This is a genomic window from Marinobacter sp. (genome assembly GCF_041595835.1).
Classification (GTDB): domain Bacteria; phylum Pseudomonadota; class Gammaproteobacteria; order Pseudomonadales; family Oleiphilaceae; genus Marinobacter.
This window is the reverse complement of the sequence record NZ_JBFHJO010000030.1, coordinates 12,091-32,860: the sequence shown is the minus strand read 5'-3', so window position 1 is coordinate 32,860 and position 20,770 is coordinate 12,091. Positions and strand designations below refer to the sequence as shown.

The window sequence follows — 20,770 nt, the reverse complement described above, 5'->3', positions numbered from 1 at the left end:
GATGAATTCGAAGTTGAAATTGACCCCATGGTCTACATGGTAGGTTTCACCTACAAGTTCTGATTACCGCACACCGGCAGCCAGCATCTATGTTAGCCGCCGGAGCGTGTAAATCTGACACGGGGCCTTTATGGCCCCGTTTTTTATCCTTAAGACAACGCCGGCAATCTCTCTTTCGTACGCGTACAGTCCGAATTCACCGTCTGCGCACACCGGCCATGTACCCATACTGACGCAGAAACCCCGCCAAGCAACAGGACAATAGCCAGAGTTTCGAGAAGTCCTGGCAGACGTTGCAGATACGCGAAACCATACAACAGCGCAAACAAGGTCTCGAATACCACCATTTGCCCGGTCAGCGTCAGTGGCAGCCTTCGGGTACACAAGTTCCAGGCCAGATAACCAAACCACGACGAAACCAGGGCCAGTACAATATTGATTGCCCAGAACAGTTCCCAGTCAGCCGCTGTCCCCACCGGATCAACACTCGCGGGCCACAGCACCGCCCCTCCTCCCCATATCAGAGCAGCCAGAGCACCGGTAAACAGACCAACCAGCAGGGACCATTCATTACTGTCATAACGAGTCCGTTTTAAACTGCGGGCATTGTCGGTGGCATACCAGCTCCAGCATGCCAGTGCCGACAGCGCCAGAACCAGCCCGGTTACCCGTTCAATCACAGATGTCGCGCCATCCTCAGAAAACAGGATGGTCTCGATGTTAATACAGACCATTCCTGCCAGAACCGACAACAATGGCCAGAACAGATGTCTCAGCGGCGGAGCTCCTGTCTCACCCCGGCCGAGCAAAGTAATGGTCAGGGGGAGCAGCCCTATGATCAGCGATGTTGCTGCAATGCCAATACGCTGAACAGCGCCGGACAGCAACAGAAAGTAAAGAATATTGCTGCTAACAGAAAGACGCAGCAATGCCGACAGATCCTGCCACTGCCATTTTTCCCGCAGCCTCCGGTGCAGTGGCAATACCAGTACCAAAGCCAGCACGCCATAGGCAACAAACCGCCCACAGGTCAACAATAAAGGAGGATAAGACGGCAAAAGAGCCGGAGACAGAAAAACCATCCCCCAGGAAGCGCCTGCAGCCACACCAAACAAAACTCCGAGTTTCATGCCATGACTCCAGTTACAGGGATCATGCTTCAACCTCCTGCGCCACGGCTATTCCGGCTGGCAGGCTGCTGCCAGACTGCCGTTCATTCCAGGATGCCAGGAACTGCTGCAGACGCAGGCTTTTCGGCGCCTGAAATAACTGTTCAGGTGCACCCTGCTCCTCGATCAGCCCTTCGGCCAGAAATACCACCCGGTCGGAAACCCTGGCGGCAAAGCCCATTTCGTGAGTAACGATCACCATAGTCATACCGGCTTGCGCCAGATCCCGGATCACGCCCAGCACTTCACCCACAAGCTCCGGGTCCAGCGCTGACGTCGGTTCATCAAAGAGCATAATGCTGGGCTCCATGGTCAGGGCCCGGGCAATCGCGACCCTCTGCTGCTGCCCCCCAGACAACTGCCCGGGATAGGCGTCAGCCTTATGCGCCATACCTACCCGCTCCAACTGACCCATAGCCTTTTCTCTCGCCAGAGGTCGGCTCACCCCCTTCACCAGACGCAGGGGGCTGGCAACATTGTCAATGACCGTCATATGCGGCCACAGATTGAACTGCTGAAACACCATGCACACATCACGCAGGGATTCCCGGATAACTTTCTCCGGCAGCCTGTAACTTTCTCCGGCAGGTTTGCTGCCATAGCCAATCACCTGACCCTTAACCAGAATCTCACCACTGCTGTACTCCTCAAGGAAATTGATACAACGCAGCAATGTGGACTTTCCGGATCCCGAGCCGCCAATAATGCTCACCACTTCTCCCGGCTCTACGTTCAGGTCGATACCACGCAGTACGTGATGCTCTCCGTAATATTTGTGCACCTGATTCAGTTCGATAGCATGGGAATGGCTCATGTGTCTGTCCTCAACCGGCTTGATAGTGGGTTAAACGGGATTCAAAAACAGCGCCCAGACGGGCAATGGAAATGGCGATTGCCCAGTACACAAGGGCCAGCACCAGATAGGGCTCCATCATGGAGTAGGTCTGGTTGGCTATCGTCATGGCAACGTTCGTAAGCTCTGCGACGGTAATGATGGAAAGAACCGAGGATTCTTTCACCAGAATAACGCTCTGCCCCACCATCGGGGCCAGTGAACGGGCCATGATTTGTGGCCACAGCACCACCCGGAATATCTGGCTACGGCTTAGCCCCAGGTCTCGGGCGGATTCGATTTGCCCTTTCGGAACAGCCTCAAAACCGGAGCGGAAAATCTCCGCAAAATAGGCTGCCCCGTATAACGCAAGACCGACAAGGCCGACACGCTCGGCACTCCACTCCAGGCCGATATGGGGGCCTCCGTAAAACACGACAAACAACTGAACCAGCAGAGGAGTGCCCCGGAACAGGGTGACGTACCCCCTGTAGAGCAATGCCGTCCAGAATCCGCCGGCTCTGGAAAGAATAAACAGCAGCAGGCCCAGCACCATAGCACCAGCAATACCGCCAGCACTCATCCTGAGAGTCATCAAGATACCCTTGATGATGCTGTCCTGATAATTGAGAAACAGGTCCAGATCCAACATGGGAAGTCTCCTTATACCATCCGCATACGGGATTCGAGCCAACGACCAGCACGGGCCGTCAACAGAGTTACCAGCAGGTAGAGCAACCCAGCCACCACAAAGAACTCGAGCGGCCGATAGGTAGTCGATGCCAACGTCTGAGCCGTTCGCATCAACTCATGAACAGCGACAGCCGAGACCAGAGCCGAGTTCTTGATGATATCCAGCGTCTCGTTGGTGAGCGCCGGCAACATGCTTCTCAGCACTTGGGGAATCTGGATAAACAACAGTATCTGCAATGGTGACATTCCCAGATCCCGTGCGGCCTCGCTTTGTCCCTCCGGCAACATCCGGAAACCGGCTCGCAGTATCTCGGCCTGAAAGGCCGACGTATTCAGGGTCAATGCAACAACAGCGGCCACCACCGGAGGAAAGCTGATCCCTACCGATGGCAGGGCATAAAACACCAGTATCAGCTGCACCAACAGTGGCGTACCACGAAAAAAACTGACATAGACCGCACAGATCTTGCTTATCCAGAATCCGGATCTGACCCGGCCCAGACAAATCAGCCACCCCAATACCAGCCCCAGGGCGATGGAACTGAAGGAAACGCCAATCGTACTTAGGAGCCCCCGAAACAGTTGCGGAAGGTAAGGTACAACAGCGGTGAAATCGAACATGGCAGACTCCCACTCCGGATATTACGGGATCAGTTGACCGGTTCAGGTACCTTGTCGCTGGGCACATCCATTTCAAAGCCCAGCCATTTTTTCTGCAGCTCTGCCAGCTTTCCGCTTTTGTTCAGACGGGCAATACCCTCACTGAAAAAGTTCACCAGAGAAGCGCTGTCAGCATCCTTTCGTCCAGCCCAGGCATAGTAGGTAGCGGGGCCAAAGGGCGGCTGTACAACTTCAAACACATCCCCCCGCGCCTTGACCAGCGGTGCCAGATTGGGCAATGACTGAATGACCGCATCAACACGGCGTGACGCCAGTGCGGCATAGGCCTCGTTGTAATCCATAAACGCTTTGATTTCCTTCACCCCCTGACCTTTTTCCGGGATCAGGACTTGCTGTTCATAGTCCTTGAGAACCTGCACCTGGGGGGCACCAGACTGGCTTCCAACCACAAGACCGACCAGATCCAGCGCACTGTTGATCCTGTCATCTCCGGTTCGCTTTAGCACAGCGACACTTGCCGTAGAAAAGGGCACAGTAAATCCGAACTTATCAGCCCTCTCCCGGGTAATCGTCAAAGAGGTTGCTACAAAATCAAAACGCTCACTGGCCAGGCCTGGCAGAATTCCCTGGAAGGGAACATCAAGCTGCTTAACCTTTACTCCTGGCAGGCCTTTCATCACCTCATCCAGAATGTCCTTACCCAGCCCCACGATCTTTCCGTCTTCCAGCATCTCAAATGGTGCATAACGGGCTTCCGTGGCTATCACGATTTCACCACGCTCCCGGATATCATCGAGCAGATCAGCCCTGGCCGTGGATGCGGCCACAGGGAGCAGAGCGCCTATCAAAACAGGAACAAACAAACGCTTGAGATTTTTCACTATGGATACCCTTCTGTGTTTTCTGGAGTGAGATCAGCATCTCCGGAACGGCATCCACGGACAAACGGTATTTCCTAACTGCCCAGTATTAGCTTTGCTAATGTCGGCACAAACCTTGCGTTATCCATTCCCCATAACAGGAGTGGATTCATGAACAGACCCAACGCACTACCGCCCCTTGAGGGCCTGAGGTATTTTGAGGCCGCCGCCCGGCACCTGAACTTTACCCGCGCCGCCGGTGATCTTTACCTGACTCAGAGCGCAGTCAGCCAGAAAATTCAATCACTTGAGGATCATCTTGGGTATCCGTTGTTCTATCGGCTACCCCGTGGGTTGCGCCTGACCAGCAATGGTGAACGCCTCTATATAAGCGTGTGTCAGGCATTCGGCATTCTCAGTGAAACCCTTCACCAGATTGGAGACGAAACCCTGCAGGGTGCACTAAAACTGCGCACCATGCCCTCTTTTGCCACCAGATGGCTTATTCCCAGGCTCGCATCCTTTAATAAACTGCACCCTGAAATTGACCTGCAGATAGATGCAGACCTGAGCATGGCGGACTTCAAGGATGATGGTGTCGATCTCGCGGTCACTCCCTACTGGGTTGATAACCAGCGACTGAACCAGCAACACCTGTTCGATGACCTTGTCTATCCCGTCGCCAGCCCTCACTTGCTATCCCAGCTCACGCTGACCAACTATCAGGACCTTACCACCACGCACCTGATAAACGACTCCATGCCCCGGGCGTCTTACAGCACTAACTGGGATGCTTTTCTTGCCAGACTGGGTCATTTTGATCTGGAATTACGTGGAGGCAGCGGCTATTCCCGGGCCGACATGGTTTTGCAGGCCGCCTGTGCCGGCCAGGGTATTGCCCTCGGGCGCCACTCCCTATGTGCCAGCGATCTCAAAGCAGGACAACTGGTTCGCCCCTTTCCCGATGTCATCCAGGATGGGCAGGTATGGCTGAGTTGTCCGAGAGAATATCTGAACCGCCCGCGGGTCAGCGTGTTTGCCGAATGGCTGAAGACAGAGGTCCGGCAACATCTGGAAGAGCGTGAGCACCTATTGGCCGGGGCCACTATTCATAAGCTGGACTAATGCCAGGCAATTAAGAATCATCGTTTGTCCGGGGACATTAATCAGAAGATCCTTTGTTGCATACCAATGACGACAAAGGAGTCACACCATGTCCATGCCCAGTCTGATTACTCTGCCCAACGGCCCGAAAATGCGCCCGACATTCACCCTGACTGAGATGAACCGGCGCCTCTCACAATTACGCGCAACCATGCAGCAGCAGGGAATTGATGCCGTAGTCCTGACGTCCATCCATAACATCAATTATTTTGGCGACTTTCTGTACTGCTCTTTCGGCCGCAGCTATGCCCTGGTCATTACCGAGAATGACTCTACCCTGATCACAACCAACATCGACGGCGGCCAGGGCTATCGTCGCAGCATCGGCAACAATCTTGTCTATACCGACTGGCAACGGGACAACTACTTCGCCGCTGTCAGAGAAGCCGTGCCCCAGTCTGCACGCCGTATCGGCCTGGAGTTCGATCACGTCAGTGTGGATTACAAAGAAAAATTCAGTACGGCACTGAATAACCCCTCATTTATCGACATAGCGCCATTTACCATGCGTATGCGCATGATCAAATCAGAGGAAGAAATCAATCTGATCAAAACCGGTGCTGCCGTCGCCGATATAGGTGGTGCAGCCTGCGTCGAAGCTATCGCCGAGGGCGTGCCTGAATATGAAGTCGCCCTTGCCAGTACAGCGGCCATGACCCGGGAAATAGCCAAACGGGTACCACATGCGGAACTGCGGGACACCTGGACCTGGTTCCAGTCCGGACTCAATACCGACGGGGCACACCACCCGGTCACAACCCGGAGGCTGAAAACCGGAGACATCCTCTCCCTGAACTGCTTTCCCATGATTGCCGGCTACTATACGGCCCTGGAGCGCACACTCTTTCTGGGAGAGCCCAGCGAAGAGCACCTGAAACTCTGGGAAATTAACTGCGAAGTGCATCGGCGAGGACAGGAGCTGATTCGCCCTGGCGTACGTTGCTGCGACATTGCAGCTGAACTCAACGAAATCTACCGCGAACACGATCTGCTGCAGTACCGCACCTTCGGCTACGGCCATTCATTCGGAGTTCTGTGCCACTACTATGGACGGGAAGCGGGACTGGAACTGCGTGAAGACATAACAACCGTACTCCAGCCCGGCATGGTGGTCTCCATGGAGCCCATGATCATGATTCCTGAAGGTATGCCCGGCGCCGGTGGTTATCGGGAACATGACATTCTCGTGGTACGGGAAGACAGCAGTGAAAACATCACAGGGTTCCCGTTCGGACCAGAGCACAACATTATTATGCCGTAACAGAAAGGTACAAAAGGGGGCAGGGTGAAACAACACCAGCCCCCAGCCCTTTATCTTCCAAACCCAAGGTAACCAAAATCCGCAATCTGGGTTACTCTTTAGAGATACCCTGCCGGGATTTTTCAGCCTTCCATTATTGGCCAGACATCCCGGAAATACACCCCAGATCCAGTAAGGTGCAGAAATGGCGGAAGCCAGTCCGGGACAGAAGCTACAGGAACTCAAAATCCGCTACATCGCAGGCCTTCCTGACCGAATGGACGAACTTCGGGACTCCTGGAACAGGCTCCAGTATGTCAGCTGGGACCCCAAGGCTCTGGCTTTTATGAGTCAGTGCGCTCATAAACTGAGTGGCAGCGGCGCCACCTTCCAGTTTCCGGACATCACCAACACTTCCCGGGTACTGGAACAACACCTGCTGGCTCTGCTGGAAAAACCCGATGCTTCCGCTGCCGAGCGCGGGCAGGTTGATCATGCACTCAAGGCACTGGAACAAGCCATAGCCCAGGCTACAACCTCAGAAAGTGAGCTTGTGGCTACCGAACCGAAGCCGGTTGTGGAGGAAAAGCGACAACACCGCATTGCCATTATTGAAGACGATACCAACCAGGCCGAACACCTTAAAAACTGGCTCGAGCAGCAGGGCTATAGCGGCGAAATCTTCGATAACCCATATGCCTATAGCCAACGAACAGAAGGCCAGCAGCATCACCTGATTCTGCTGGACATCAGCTTCCCCAAGGGGGCCCTGGAAGGCATCGCCTGGCTGGAGCGCATGAAATCCCGGATCGGCACCCACACCCCGGTTATCATGATGTCGGCCAGAAGCGATATGGTCGCCCGTATGCGTGCACTCCGGGCCGGGGCCGACCTGTACCTGACAAAACCTATTGACATGGGGGTTCTGGAGAAACGTATCCAACAGCTTCTGAAGAGCCCGGAAACCACCCGCCCCAGAGTGCTCTGGGTGGATGATGATGCAGACCTCCTTACCTACTACAACATCATGCTCACCAACGCTGGTTATGAAGTCGAAACCCTGAGCCAGCCAGTACGTATTCTGGAGCAGATCGAAAAGTTCCAGCCGGATGCCATTGTTCTGGACCACGAAATGCCCGGATGCCAGGGAGCTGAGCTGGCACAGCTGCTCCGGCAGGATGCCCGCTACATGACCATTCCCCTGCTGTTCGTATCCGCCGCACCTGAAGCCCGGGCACTGCTTGAACAGCAGAGCATTGGCGGTAATGAATTTTTCTCCAAGCCGCTGGATGATAAAAAGTTTCTCAAAGCCCTGCATCAGCACCTGACCAAAGCGCAGCTGATCGCCACACGCATCAATCTGGTAAGCCAGCGCAGGGAATCCCTGGGCCTGCAGAACCTGGACTACTTCCTGGCCGGCCTGGGCGATCTGCTGACAACACTCACAAATAAGCAGCAAGGCCAGAGCTACTATCTGGCCCAGGCCAGTATCGACCGCCAGGACTTTCTGCGGGCCCAGCATGGTGCCCGGGCCATGGCCCGCCTGAACACCCGCATGGAAAAACACTTTGCCCAACAGCTCACAGCCGGCAATTCAGGCTGCGCCCTGGGCGACGGCAGCTTTCTGTTCCTGCTGAGCACGCCGGCCGGCACCGACGGCCAGGCTTTTCTTGAACATTTCCATACCAGCCTGAGCACGCCAGACTGGGTTCTGGAGCCATCCACCCCGGTAACCCTGAGCCTGGGAGCGCTGACCCTGAACCACTCCCTGGATGAAGACAGTGCCCTGCTGGAAGTGGAAAAAGCCTGCACCGAAGCCATGGACAAGGGTGGTAACCGAATCCTGTGGCAGCAGGCACCGGAACCCTCACCGGAAGTCAAAGTCGATAACCGCATCCGGGAACTGATAGAGGCCCGCTCTTTCAAACTCCACTACCAGCCCATCGTCAATATGGAAACCGGTGATACCCTGTTTGAAGCCCTGGTGCGCCTGGTGGATGAGAACAATGTGGTGTATCTGCCCGGCCAGTTCCTCGACCAGCTGCCGGAAGATAACCGCAACCCCTTCCATGACCTGGACCGCTGGGTGATCCAGCATGCCGTGCAGGACCTGGCACAGCTCACCGGCAAAGCCTCCGCAAGCCATTCTGTCAGCGTGAAACTGTCGTCCCCCATGGCCGATATCGAGCCGCTACTGTCCCTGCTCAGCTCCACCATGCGGGACGCCCGCCTCAAGGGCAAACTCAGAATCTATCTGGCACTGTCCGGCTCCGGCGTCATAAAGGATGTGGCCAAAGCCAAGAAAATCCGGCAACTGGTTCAGAACATGGACTGCGGGCTGGTCATTGAGCATCTGGACATCAGCCCGGCCTCAGTGGAGCTGATAAAAGAACTGGGGGCGGTGGACCTCGTGAAACTGGCTCCGGCACTCGGTGCCCATGACAAGCAGACACTGGCTCTGGACCAGTTCCTTCAGCAACTGAAATCCACCCTGAATTCCAGCGAAAAAATAGTGGTCACCGGCGTGGAAGACACCAAAGCACTCACCTGGTTCTGGGAGCGCGGCATCCGCAACTTCCAGGGCTATTTTATCCAGGAGCCGAATCTGGCCATGAACTACGAACTGTGACCCACTCGCTACCTTTAATGCCTTCTTGAACTTTACGTAATGACAGGCCGGCACTGCTGATACAGACAACAGAGCATATTCAGTAGATGCGGAAAATAGCAGAGCAAATCCGCAGCAAGGCCCCTGTCACCGAAGACACTCAAAACGGCGCACTAAATGCGACATATCGTCGCATACCACCCATCTGAACAGACATACAATCCCCCGAATATTGCTTGTCTTTTCAAAAGGATGAGAACGCCCATCTGGCCTTTGCCCTATCCATCTCCAGCTGCATCTGAAAATTAACGCTTTGTAAGACCCCTTAATGCAGCGTAAAAGTATTAGATAGGAAGCGAATCTAATCCCACGCTCCCTGACCACGCAGCGTAAGGGATCTCATAGGGGTGTTATATGAAACAAAAGGTACTATCTACAGCGATTTTAGCAGTGATGGCTTGCCAGGGTTCGGCATGGGCAGCAACCGGGTTGAGCTTTAGCGACACGGTTAAGCTGAACAGCAACGGTGGAGCAAATAAAACCAAGATAGTCCGAATGACCAACGGCCGACTGGTTTCCGTATATGGAGACTATCTCGACCCGAACGACCACACAGTTTACGACGTCAAAGCACAGGACACGCGCCCGGCAAGAGATATTTTTGCCCGGTATTGTGATGCTGATTGCGGCCAGGCAAGCAGTTGGTCAGACGAAGTAAACCTTTCTAACACCGCCGCTAAGTCTTCCATTGATACCGACTGGGATGGTTACACCATCACCATTAATGCAGAAGGCGAAGTTGAAAGTACCACCAGAGAGGCCAAACCTTTCCCGGGCGATTCAGACAAACCCAATATCTTTAACACAGGCTCCCGTATTGTTGTTTCCTGGGTCGATAAATATTGTGAAGGTGAGGCAGGCCAGCCAACGGCCCAGCGCATGGTCAGTTACCGATCTCTGGAAAACCGCGAAATCCCTTTCAGCTGCACCTATGCAGTGACCAGTGATAATAACGGCACAACCTGGTCAGAAGCCGTGCAACTGTCAAGTGGTGAACGCGATGCCAAGCAGGACGTGAACCGTGGTCTTGCAAGTGGCGAATGGGCTCTCACCTGGCAGGAAGACCCCCGCGGCCTGCAACGGGGTGAAGCCGAAGGCCCGGGTGATGGTGCATCCGGTGCAAACACCAGTCATGGAACCGATATCTGGTATAGCTATGCACTTAAAAGCTGGACAGAAAGTGATAAGGGTATCTGGACAGCCCCCGTTCGCGTTACCGATAACTACATAGAAGGACAAGAAGCCGCTGGTAATTTCGACGCCATTAAAGACAGTAACGGCGTCGACATCAGTACATCCAATGGCGGCCAAAGCCCCGAAGGCTCAGCTTTTATTGAAGGAGGCAAAGCTGGTGCATCCCGGGCAAACCTTGCGTTGCAGTTCGGCTCTCTCGATAACACGCCTCAGGTCATCCTTGCCTACGAAGAGACCAAAGGCTCTGATGGTCTGGATGAGGGTAAATATGTCCGCTACCACACCTTCGACTGGAACAACCCTGCCATAGAAGCAGGCTGCATCATCAGTAACCCATTACTGAACGCCCGCCGTGTGCGCTTCGTTCCGCAGAAAGAAGCCGGACCGGTCAGCAAGATGCGACTTGGCATTTTCTGGAAAGAAGGTGAGTTCACCCAGGGCGGGCCCTCAGACATCATGTTACGTAAAGGCATCGTAAATGGTGGTAACGGCTTCTCGCCCGCTGAAATGGTACCGGCTGTTGACGCCAATTGCGCTGTTTCGGACTATGCCTCTGCCAGTGCTCTGAACAATGAGCCCGCACTGAACATGAGCAGCCGGGCAGACGTTGCCCAAGCGACAACCGATGCGGACATCGCCAACTCGACCCTGTCTGATGACACAAACCAGATAGTGGAAGAAAGCGCCAACGCACACCGCGGGTTGCTACGGGGCGACAATCTTTATATCGGCTACACCTATACACCTGTGTTGGCAGAACTGCTTTACACCAACACAAAAAACTACAACTTCTACCTGCGCCACTATGACGGTGCTAACGGCACTTGGTCTGCCCCAGAAAACAAGAGCAACGAAACCGATACGACCATCAACGTACGTGAGCCCCGTTTGGTTGGCACCCCGGGAACCAATGCCGAGAAATGCCCCACAGACCCCGAAGAATGTCAGGACAAAAGCAAGTTCTACCTTGCCTGGGGTAAACAGACCAACGTCTCTGCATGGAGCAATAATCCGACCAGTGAGCTTGATCTCTACGCTGCCCGCGTCGAGAACAACGGGGCTTATACCACGCCGGTTGTGCCCTTTGCGGGCGAGGCGGATGGCGTGGAAACTTTCGAGTCGCAAATCCGCATGACTCCAGCCGGTAATCGACTGTTCGCAGTCTGGAATCAGATTGAGGGTAACCAGACCCATGCAATGTACCGGGAATCTGAGGTCGTTGATCTGACAGATGAGAATACAGACACAAGTGATGGTGGCGATACGCTCATGGGTTGTAGCTACAATCCGGGAGCGCCATTTGACCCAACTCTGTTCCTGCTCACCGCTCTGGCTATAGGCGGGCTGACCGTACGGAAAATAAACGCCCGGTCATAAATCCGCCGGCACCCCAAAAACCGGCTCTGATATCAGAGCCGGTTTTTTTAAAGAGTTCACGAAAACAGATACCACCCCGGAAACAACGCCGCATTCCAGGCCGCATGAAGAATCACACAAGGCAGCACTGACCCGGTCCGGTCCCGGAAGTAACCAAACACCAGCGCGGGTATAAAAACCAGCCACGCTAACAAGTCGGTGCGGTAAACCAGATGCCAGACCGTAAACATAAATGCCGCAAGCAGATTGGCGACCGAAAGGCCTGCCCGTTGTCGTCGGCCTAACCTGGTGTCACCCAGATAACCCTGGACTACGCCCCGAAAAGCCACTTCCTCGACAATCGGGGCCCATAGAATCAGGGAAGCGACTGGCATCCAGCCTTCTCCCTGCCAGGCACCCCCGCCAGCCCAGGCTCCAACCACCACACTCAAGCCGCAGCCAATGATTAATACCAGTCCAAATGGCCAACCCGTGAACAGCCCCTCAGGGCGAGTTAACCCCAACAGTTGTTTGAGCGAAACACGTTCGTGCATGGGTGCGATAACCTGTGCTGCAAAGCGTTAATCGTTGAATACTAGTGGATCTGCATAAAAAAACCCCGGCATTTGCCGGGGTTTCTGATCATACACGAATAGACTTAGTGCAGAGTTTGCTTCCGTCTGTTACGGATAACCAACCCACCCATTGCCGCCAGCACGACCAGAGGCAAGGTCGGGTCAAACGGCGATCCCGGATTGTAGCTACAACCGAAGAGCGTCCCACCGCCTTTATTGCTGTCAGTCTCAGGCGACTCCTCGACACTCAGATCATCGATTCTCACTGTGATGAGCGCTGCGCTTTTCTTTCCATTCACCTCAACCGTATAGATGAAACGATCGACTTTCGTTGGCTCATCATCAAACGTCAGGTTCTGCGCAGGGGTATAGACCACCTTATTGTCGGCAACAGTCACAGTACCAAATACCGGACCTCCCGCATCCTTAGAGGCAGGGACAGATACGGTTGCGGTGCCCATCGGCAAGTTGTCGTTGTCCAGAACATCAATCGTTACCGCCGAATTAATAAACGTTACGGCAGAATCATTTTCAGCGGTTGGCGCATCAGCCCCGGGGTATGAAACAACGTCAATAGTGACGGTCGCGATGTTTGAAACAGGGTTTGTATCGTAATCATCGTCATCGACCTTGCTATCGGTAACCGTCACCTTATAGGTGAAAGTATCTTGGCCTGTGAATCCCTCATCGGCTGTGTAGGTTGCCACGCCATCCCCATCAATACTGACCGATCCGTTCACTGGGTTCGTATCAACTGCAAATACTGCAGAGACATCACCATTGGCGATACGCTGGCTCAGGAGCGCTTTGTTAAGCAGATCGTTCTTCAGAAGATTGACCTCCACCGGGAAAACCCCAATGGCAGTCGCTGAGTCATCCAGAGCCTCCGGGTTCGGTCTCGGGGCCCTGTATGTGACCAGCAGAGGTGCCTTGCTGCCAGCGCCACCGTCAACCCAAGCCGGAATATTGTTACCACGACTACCCTCAAGCCCTCTCGCACGTGTCGAAATACCGGTTACGCGCAAAGTGATGTTTTCGTACTTGGGATGACCACTTTCATCCAGAATACCGTCACCAATATAGATAAAGACATCCATATTCTGAGTAGCCAGGTCATCGGCCAGAATCGAGTCGTAACGCACTTTATCATCGGCGGTTGTAGGCGTACCCAACAGCTTCTCGGCCCATGCTTCTAACTGGTCATCACCCACAATGCCAAAAGGGGCAACAGAACCAACACCCTCTTCTTCACCACCGGCCTGTCCATAACGCCAGTTGCTGCCATCCCACCAAGCTTCAAGCGCATCCGATTCGCCCCCAGGGATACCTTCGTTGTATCGGGCGATAGTGAATGGCGCTAATGAGTCAGATAACATGTATCCGAATATGCCCTGAGCGCTGAAAGAAGTACCTAAAGCCGCATCTTCAGACTCAGCCATGCTGAAAAAGTTTGGTGTGATCGCGCCATAAGCTGTAATTCTGCCGCTGAAATCGCCCCCACTGAAGATTCGCGTTGTCTTCTCGGGATCAGTACCTACATCCTGAGGAGGGAACAAACCGGCAGCCTGGTTAGAGAAGAAACCAGGATCAAACCGATCCCGAGCGCCATCATCAAACGCTTTCGGCGAGAAGGTAGAGAAGCGTTCCGGATTCCAGACAGAGATAGCCGGAGCACCGGTCTCACCTTCAAAGAACTCACGAGGAACTTCATTGCGCAGCTCAAACGCAACACCGTCCGTAGCAAAGTCGAACGGTATAAACTCATCTCCTACCCCGTGTCCCAGCTCCAACTCAATACCTAACCAACGCTCATCAGAGTTGTTGATCACTTTTTGAATAACACGGTAGATGCGGCCAATTCCAAACTCTTCACGGAAAGCGTTTAGCTCCTCACCGCCATCATCACTTTTCAGTCCCTTATAACGGATGTCTTTCATGCCAACATCGAAAACCATATCGACAGGTACATCTGCCTCGACAATTTCGAGGAAGTAACGCTTGGAACTGCCCTCACCATCGCTACAGGTCTTAGGAACAACAGCATTCAGTTCCTTATTGAATATCTCCCCGGAAGCCATGATGCAGTTATTTGTAGGGAAGTCGAAATCATCCGTGACAGTCTGAATACCTGGTGCCCGGCCACTGCCGTTGTCTAACTCCCAATAGACTTGGGCGGGACTATTGGTCTCCCACGGCACCAAGCCGGCGGCTACATCAGCTTTGGCAGCCTCATCGGTATAAATATAGGTTTTCGCAGTGGCTCCGCTAAAACCGTCTACAGTGTCATCAACCGTATAGGCATTGACCTGGTTCCAGCCGGTTAGCTGCGGAACAGAAACATCCGTGTATGTGTTGGGAATGGACTCCTGGGCTACTGCGGCCCCGGACAGAGAACCAGCGAGAATAAAGCCGGCGAAAAATGCTTGTGATTTCTGACGAGCAGAGGGTTTAAGCCCCCGCATGAACGAAAACGTCTGATAACGATGCTGTTTACTGCGCATGGATGTACTTCCTGTGAATACTGCATTTAATGTAAAGCTCTTCAACTTCCCCTCAACGTTGATCAGCAGTTTTGATTCAGAAAATTCGATTCTTACCGTAATTTTTAAAACGTTTTTTTTATCAATTTCTATGCAACCAACTCCCCTTCCCGCTATTCAACCGTGGCGCAAACAGCGGAGAAAAGGCTAACCAGTCGTCCGTATTTTCCCTTACTACTTTGTAACATTCGGCTGAATAGTACTCCTATAACCAGCCATTCCACTGCGTCAAATTGTCGCATTTTGATATCTATCAAGGATTGTGCTGAAAATTATTTCCGGCAAAAAAAATGCGGAGCCAAAGCTCCGCATTTTTTGCATTAACTGATATCTACAAAGCTTCAGGCACTCTGGGCCTGGCGCTGACCAGACCGTCCACGCTGGCCATTACCACCCTGACCCCGGGCACCGCTGCGCCCGCCAGGCTTATCGCCAAAGCTGCGAGGCTTGCCATCCGGCCGGCCATTACCGGAACCTTGCGGACGACGACTACGAGCTTTGCTCGGATCTGCCTTGGCTTTCGGCTTCAGCGGCAGGTTATTTTTAGGCTCAAAGCCTTCAATTTCCTTACGCGGCAGCTGCTTTTTAATCAGCCTTTCAATACCGGCCAGCATCTTACCTTCATCCGCACTCACCAATGACAAGGCATGACCTTTCTCACCGGCACGACCGGTACGGCCAATTCGGTGCACATAGTCTTCCGGTACATTAGGCAGCTCAAAATTCACCACTTGTGGCAACTGCTTGATATCCAGACCACGAGCGGCAATGTCAGTTGCAACCAACACACGCACTTCGCCAGCTTTGAAATCAGCCAGTGCACGCGTACGGGCGCCCTGAGATTTGTTACCGTGAATAGCTGCGGCTGTAATGCCATCTTTTTCCAGTTTCTGAGTCAGGCGGTTAGCTCCGTGCTTGGTGCGGGTAAACACCAGCACCTGTTCCCAGCCATTCTCTCGTACAAGCTTGCTTAACAGAGCGGTTTTCTGGCTCTGATCCACCGGGTACACAGACTGAACAATACTCTCAGCCGAAGTATTACGGGCAGCCACTTCCACCTGTACCGGGTTGTTCAACAGGCCTTGTGCCAGAGTGCGGATCTCATTAGAGAAGGTCGCAGAAAACAACAGGTTCTGACGTTTGGCCGGCAACAACGCAAGGATCTTACGAATGTCACGAATGAAACCCATATCCAGCATCCGGTCGGCTTCGTCCAGTACCAGAATTTCCACTTCGTTGAAGCGCACAGCATTTTGCTGATAAAGATCCATCAGACGGCCCGGTGTCGCTACCAGAACGTCTACGCCTTTACGCAGCTTCATCATCTGCGGGTTAATTTTCACACCACCAAACACCACTGCGGCCTTGGTAGGAACGTATTTGCTGTAGAGATTCACGCTATCGTGAACCTGAGCGGCCAGCTCCCGGGTGGGCGTCAGAATCAGCGCACGAGGGCCTTTGCCGGCACGTGGCTTTTCAGCCAGACGTTGCAAAAGGGGCAAAGTAAAGCCGGCGGTTTTACCGGTACCAGTCTGGGCCGCGGCCATGACATCTTTACCCGACAGAACTGCAGGAATCGCCTGAAGCTGAATGGGAGACGGGGTTTCATAACCCTGATCGGAGGTGGCACGAACCAGCTGCTCGGACAAACCGAGGGAAGAAAAACTCATATAAGGTGTACTCTTGATTATTTCTGCCTCCACGAACACCGTCGTCGGCGAATGCGGGCAGATGCCATGAAAATTCATGGGATAATAGACGACTACAGTCACGCGCCGAAGATGGGGTGACGTCCTCTGACAGGTCGTATGGATAGTTCGCAAAGTGGCAAAAGCCAGAAACTGCGGAGTCCCTAGAGGCAGGATGCAGGCACAGTAACAGAGCATCCGTGAAATAGCCATAGGTGGTTATAATGAGCAACCGTCCTATTCGCCCTCCTCATGGAACTCCCGTGCACGTCTCCGGTCACTAGCGGCCAGACCCTCTGTCACAAACAAAATACTGGAGACCCCATGCTCAGCGTAGGCGTTGGCCCTGTCAGCTTATCTATCGGGCACCTGCTGCTGGTGCTGGCCTTTATCATTGCTCTGCTCGTAGGAGGCCTCACCGGGCGCAAACAACAAACACCGGTATCCGGCACCCTGGCGGACATTTTCCTGGTGGCCCTGGCCAGTGCGCGCCTTGGCTTCGTCGTCCGTTACTTCGAGCATTACCAAAATGACTGGCTGGGCATCATCGATATCCGTGATGGCGGCTTTGATATGGTGACCGGCCTGATTGCGGCCCTGACTTTCGCCGGCTACCTGATGTGGAAGCGTACCCACATACGCCATGCACTGGGCTCCGCCATGGCCGCAGGCCTGATAACCTGGGGATTTACCACGGGAATCATCAGCCTGATCAACCAACAGATTCAAGGCTTGCCCGAAGTGGCACTGACAGACCTGAGTGAGGCGCCGGTTAACTTACAAAACATCGCCCAGGACAAACCCACCGTTATAAACCTGTGGGCCACCTGGTGCCCACCTTGTATCCGTGAAATGCCGGTATTGGAAGAAGCCCAGCAGCGTTACTCAGGCATCAACTTTGTGTTTGCCAACCAGGGTGAGCACCCGGAAACCATCCGCAAGTTCTTGCTGGAACACAACCTGAACCTCCGTCACGTAGTCAGCGACCGTGCGGGTAGTTTTGGCCGGGTTGTTGGCAGTCACGGCTTACCCACGACCCTGTTCTACAATGCACAGGGGACACTGGTGGATACCCACATGGGTGAACTGTCCCACGCCAGCCTGGCCCGGAGTCTGGAGCGGTTTGATGCAGGTTTTCTCAATCCGCCCGCTATAGGGCCCAAACCTTAACGGGGAGCAGGTCAGGCCAGCCAGAAGGTCACACTCATAGCCAGCAAGCTGGCCGCACTCAGCCCGGAAAGCGATAAGGCCAGCCCCCACCGGAAAGAAGCATCCCGGGCACGATACCCCGTCAGGCGCTCCATAATGAGGGCATTAGCGGCAAAGGGTGTACCAAATGCCGTAATACCCCAGCCGGTCACCATGGCAATGGCTAGCCCAAGCTGGGCTGCGGTCGGCCAAAGGGAGCCTAGAATCCCCCCCACCAGAGTGGCAATAATAATCGGGTTCATACCTGCCAGCCCTGCCATAAAAAACAGCCAGGGCACACCGGCAGCCATCAGGGCCCATAGCCACACCGGCATTTCCGGCTGACCACTGATCTGGCCCAATACCACCCCGCTGAGCACGGCTCCGATAAACGCAGACCCACCCACAATAGCCAATTCATTACTGACATGAGCCATGCTGGTCAGCGGTGGATTCTGGCCTTTTAGCCAGCCCGACACCCGATACAGCAGCACAGCGCCCAGACAGCTTAAGGCCACCGCATGAGCATAACTCAACCCAAACTGATGGCTGAGCCAGAGCACCCCCACACAAACCGCCAGAATCAGCCCGCCAAATCGCAGCCAACTGGCGGCACCGGCACGGGAGTCATCCTCATCAGAAATATCTGCTGACTCCGGCTCGCGCCAGCGCAAGCCCGCCAGCACCATAAAGACAGAAAACGGTACGGCCAGCAACAGCAATGAGATCAGACTTACCTGTGGCAACAAAGTCAGTGTGAGTACCACTGAAATGGACAAAGGCGAGAAGGTTGGCGCCACACCGAAGCCACGCAGCACCGCTCGTGTGGCATTACGGGTAGCCGGTGAATCACCATTGCGCCGTATACGCTCCCCCACCAGACTACCGACCACCGCCACCGAGCCAAAATTCAGGGGCACGGAAACCAGAGATGTCCCAAAGGCCAGGCTCAGATAGCGGGTGAGTGGCTTGCCACCAAACAAACTGGATGAGATCTGCTGGAGGTCCCGGGTACGGGCCAGTACGTTCGACAACAACATCACCGCCAGCATCAGACCGGTCAGGCGAGTCATGTTTCCGGCAGCCGTTACAATCAGCGCCGGATCATACCCCAGGGCAAAAACCAGCATGACCAACGCAACGGCAAACACCACTCTTGGCACATTACGCATATCCTGCCAGCCCAGAAGCACGGCCACGCCGGCCGCCACAGCACCAAGCAGCGGCATACCCGGCAGCAACGAAAACACTGCCGCTGTCAGAGCAAGATAGGAAAAAGCCGAACGTAATCCGGAGGGCAAGGCGGCATCCTTAGTCGAAATACGGGAAACCGGTATCGTAAGGATGCTAAAGAGCCCTGCCTATCCGCAATTATGATAACACCCGCCGCGACGCCAGGAACTCTAGGCCGGAGCGGCGAGCCCGTGCTGGCCGTCAAACTCAAGATAACCATCTGCAATCGCATCCGAGCACAGGACCTTGATATCCTTACGATAATCCTGAACTGCCACCCAGGGGCCGTGAGTGCCCTGACGGGGCAGGGTGTCTTCGGCCCGTTTTATATAACCCGAGTCCAGTGAGCCCATAACGGTGTCTTCGCCCCGGCTGTTCTCAGTATCCCGTGGCACCGCCACCTGGTGTCCATGGTTGTCCATATAATTCAGTAACCGGCACAGGTATTCACTCGCAATGTCGACTTTCAGTGTCCACGGGTTATTGGTGTAACCAAAAATCATTCCGGCATTGGGGACGCCTTCCACCATCACACTTTTGTAAACGACCTTGTCCTTCAGAATCACTTCCTGCCCATCAACCGTCGGTTTAATACCGCCAAGCATCTGAATATTCAGGCCTGTGGCCGGAATGATAATGTCAGCCTCCAGTTCTTCACCCGATTTCAGGCGAATGCCGGTTTCGGTAAATCGCTCAATATGATCCGTCTTGACCGAGGCAGTACCCGCTTTAATGGCTTCGAACAAATCACCGTCTTTCACCACACACAGGCGCTGATCCCAGGGGTTATAGTCCGGAGTAAAATGGCGCATATCAGCTTTGCCCTTGAGCTGACGCTCAACAATCCAGAGGAAAAACCTGCGCATGGCCTCCGGGCTTTTGCGAGAGCGCTGATACAGCAGCCGAGAGATGAAAATATTTCTTGCCCGGGTCAGCTTATATGACAGTTTCTCAGGCAGAAACTTTTGCATCACGAGGGTAATTTTGTCCGTAGAAGGCAGCGGCATAAGGTAGGAAGGCGAGCGTTGTAACATAGTGACATGCTTCGCCTTCTCCGCCATGGTCGGCACCAACGTAATTGCGGTAGCACCACTGCCTATCACCACTACTTTCTTACCGGTGTAATCCAGGTTTTCAGGCCAGTGCTGCGGGTGCACCACGTCGCCCTTGAACTCTTCTTCACCAGGAAAATCAGGCTTATACCCCTGATCGTAGTTGTAGTATCCCGTGCAACCCACCATAAAGTTGGCGGTGAAGGTTTCCGTTTCGCCGCTTTGTTCATTTATGGCTTTCAACGTCCAGCATCGCTCAGCGCTGGACCAGTCGGCCGTTTTCACCGCCAGGCCGTAACGAATGTGCTTTTCAACCTCTTTCTCTTCGGCCGTATCAATCAGGTACTGCTTAATAGAAGCGCCATCGGCCAACACCTTGGCGCCAGTCCAGGGCCTGAATTTGTAGCCGAAGGTGAACATATCTGAATCAGACCGGATGCCGGGGTAGCGGAAAAGATCCCAGGTACCACCAAGGGATTGCCGGCGTTCCAGAATAGCGAAACGCTTGGTCGGGCATGCCTGCTTCAGGTGACACGCCATACCGATACCGGAAACACCGGCCCCGACAATCAATACATCATAGTGTTGGTTGCTCATCCGCATTACTCCCGGGCTTATCTTTGTTATTGATGACCACTACGGTACGCGCTCTGCCTGACCTTGCAATTGGCCAGCCTTTCCATATTACAGAGCATTC

At 54.1% G+C, this 20,770-nt stretch carries 15 protein-coding genes; 5 read left to right on the top strand and 10 right to left on the bottom strand.

All coding sequences use genetic code 11. The features are described 5' to 3' along the window. Positions 1-149 precede the first annotated feature (149 nt). Genes ABYA77_RS10580 through ABYA77_RS10560 form a run of 5 tightly spaced genes read right to left on the bottom strand, consistent with a single transcriptional unit; the run spans position 150 to position 4,196 of the window. The gene (locus ABYA77_RS10580) at positions 150-1,130 is read right to left on the bottom strand and encodes a DMT family transporter (protein WP_372965934.1); all 981 of its coding nucleotides are present in this window, start codon (positions 1,128-1,130) and stop codon (positions 150-152) included. Between the two features lie 22 nt (positions 1,131-1,152). Then, on the bottom strand, positions 1,153-1,983 hold the full coding sequence (locus ABYA77_RS10575; protein ID WP_372965933.1) for an amino acid ABC transporter ATP-binding protein: 831 nt from the start codon (positions 1,981-1,983) through the stop codon (positions 1,153-1,155). A 10-nt stretch (positions 1,984-1,993) separates the two neighbouring features. After that, the gene (locus tag ABYA77_RS10570; protein WP_372965932.1) at positions 1,994-2,653 is read right to left on the bottom strand and encodes an amino acid ABC transporter permease; all 660 of its coding nucleotides are present in this window, start codon (positions 2,651-2,653) and stop codon (positions 1,994-1,996) included. An 11-nt stretch (positions 2,654-2,664) separates the two neighbouring features. Next, positions 2,665-3,315, bottom strand: coding sequence for an amino acid ABC transporter permease (locus ABYA77_RS10565; RefSeq protein ID WP_372965931.1), 651 nt, complete (start codon positions 3,313-3,315; stop codon positions 2,665-2,667). Between the two features lie 29 nt (positions 3,316-3,344). Further along, complete coding sequence (locus ABYA77_RS10560) at positions 3,345-4,196, bottom strand: transporter substrate-binding domain-containing protein (RefSeq protein ID WP_372965930.1); 852 nt, start codon at positions 4,194-4,196, stop codon at positions 3,345-3,347. 150 nt (positions 4,197-4,346) lie between these two features. Here ABYA77_RS10560 and ABYA77_RS10555 point away from each other — a divergent pair, with 150 nt between their 5' ends. The 4 genes from ABYA77_RS10555 to ABYA77_RS10540 all read left to right on the top strand — a co-directional run bounded on the left by ABYA77_RS10555 (position 4,347) and on the right by ABYA77_RS10540 (position 11,818). Continuing rightward, the gene (locus tag ABYA77_RS10555) at positions 4,347-5,300 is read left to right on the top strand and encodes a LysR substrate-binding domain-containing protein (protein WP_372965929.1); all 954 of its coding nucleotides are present in this window, start codon (positions 4,347-4,349) and stop codon (positions 5,298-5,300) included. Between the two features lie 88 nt (positions 5,301-5,388). After that, positions 5,389-6,600 carry a M24 family metallopeptidase gene (locus ABYA77_RS10550; protein WP_372965928.1) on the top strand — a complete coding sequence of 404 codons (1,212 nt, stop codon included), beginning with the start codon at positions 5,389-5,391 and terminating at the stop codon, positions 6,598-6,600. 184 nt (positions 6,601-6,784) lie between these two features. Then, positions 6,785-9,208, top strand: coding sequence for a response regulator (locus ABYA77_RS10545; RefSeq protein WP_372965927.1), 2,424 nt, complete (start codon positions 6,785-6,787; stop codon positions 9,206-9,208). Between the two features lie 393 nt (positions 9,209-9,601). Beyond that, the gene (locus ABYA77_RS10540) at positions 9,602-11,818 is read left to right on the top strand and encodes a choice-of-anchor O protein (RefSeq protein WP_372965926.1); all 2,217 of its coding nucleotides are present in this window, start codon (positions 9,602-9,604) and stop codon (positions 11,816-11,818) included. A 56-nt stretch (positions 11,819-11,874) separates the two neighbouring features. Here the strand turns inward: ABYA77_RS10540 and mrtJ are convergent, their stop codons facing one another. The 3 genes from mrtJ to ABYA77_RS10525 form a co-directional block, all read right to left on the bottom strand. Then, complete coding sequence (mrtJ, locus tag ABYA77_RS10535) at positions 11,875-12,351, bottom strand: JDVT-CTERM system glutamic-type intramembrane protease MrtJ (RefSeq protein WP_372965925.1); 477 nt, start codon at positions 12,349-12,351, stop codon at positions 11,875-11,877. Positions 12,352-12,455: 104 nt separating this feature from the next. Beyond that, the gene (locus tag ABYA77_RS10530; RefSeq protein WP_372965924.1) at positions 12,456-14,873 is read right to left on the bottom strand and encodes a choice-of-anchor F family protein; all 2,418 of its coding nucleotides are present in this window, start codon (positions 14,871-14,873) and stop codon (positions 12,456-12,458) included. Positions 14,874-15,253: 380 nt separating this feature from the next. Further along, positions 15,254-16,582, bottom strand: a complete 1,329-nt coding sequence (locus ABYA77_RS10525; RefSeq protein WP_372965923.1) for a DEAD/DEAH box helicase — start codon at positions 16,580-16,582, stop codon at positions 15,254-15,256. Positions 16,583-16,924: 342 nt separating this feature from the next. On the opposite strand from ABYA77_RS10525, the gene ABYA77_RS10520 reads away from it, so the two are divergent. After that, positions 16,925-17,770 (top strand): prolipoprotein diacylglyceryl transferase family protein, encoded by an 846-nt coding sequence (locus ABYA77_RS10520; protein ID WP_372965922.1) that lies wholly within the window; start codon positions 16,925-16,927, stop codon positions 17,768-17,770. A gap of 11 nt (positions 17,771-17,781) precedes the next feature. Here ABYA77_RS10520 and ABYA77_RS10515 read toward each other — a convergent pair whose 3' ends face one another. Both ABYA77_RS10515 and ABYA77_RS10510 read right to left on the bottom strand, forming a co-directional pair. Continuing rightward, positions 17,782-19,089, bottom strand: coding sequence for a hypothetical protein (locus tag ABYA77_RS10515; RefSeq protein WP_372965921.1), 1,308 nt, complete (start codon positions 19,087-19,089; stop codon positions 17,782-17,784). Between the two features lie 102 nt (positions 19,090-19,191). Further along, a complete protein-coding gene (locus ABYA77_RS10510) occupies positions 19,192-20,670 on the bottom strand; it encodes a flavin-containing monooxygenase (protein WP_372965920.1) in 1,479 nt (492 codons plus the stop codon). Positions 20,671-20,770: the final 100 nt, after the last annotated feature.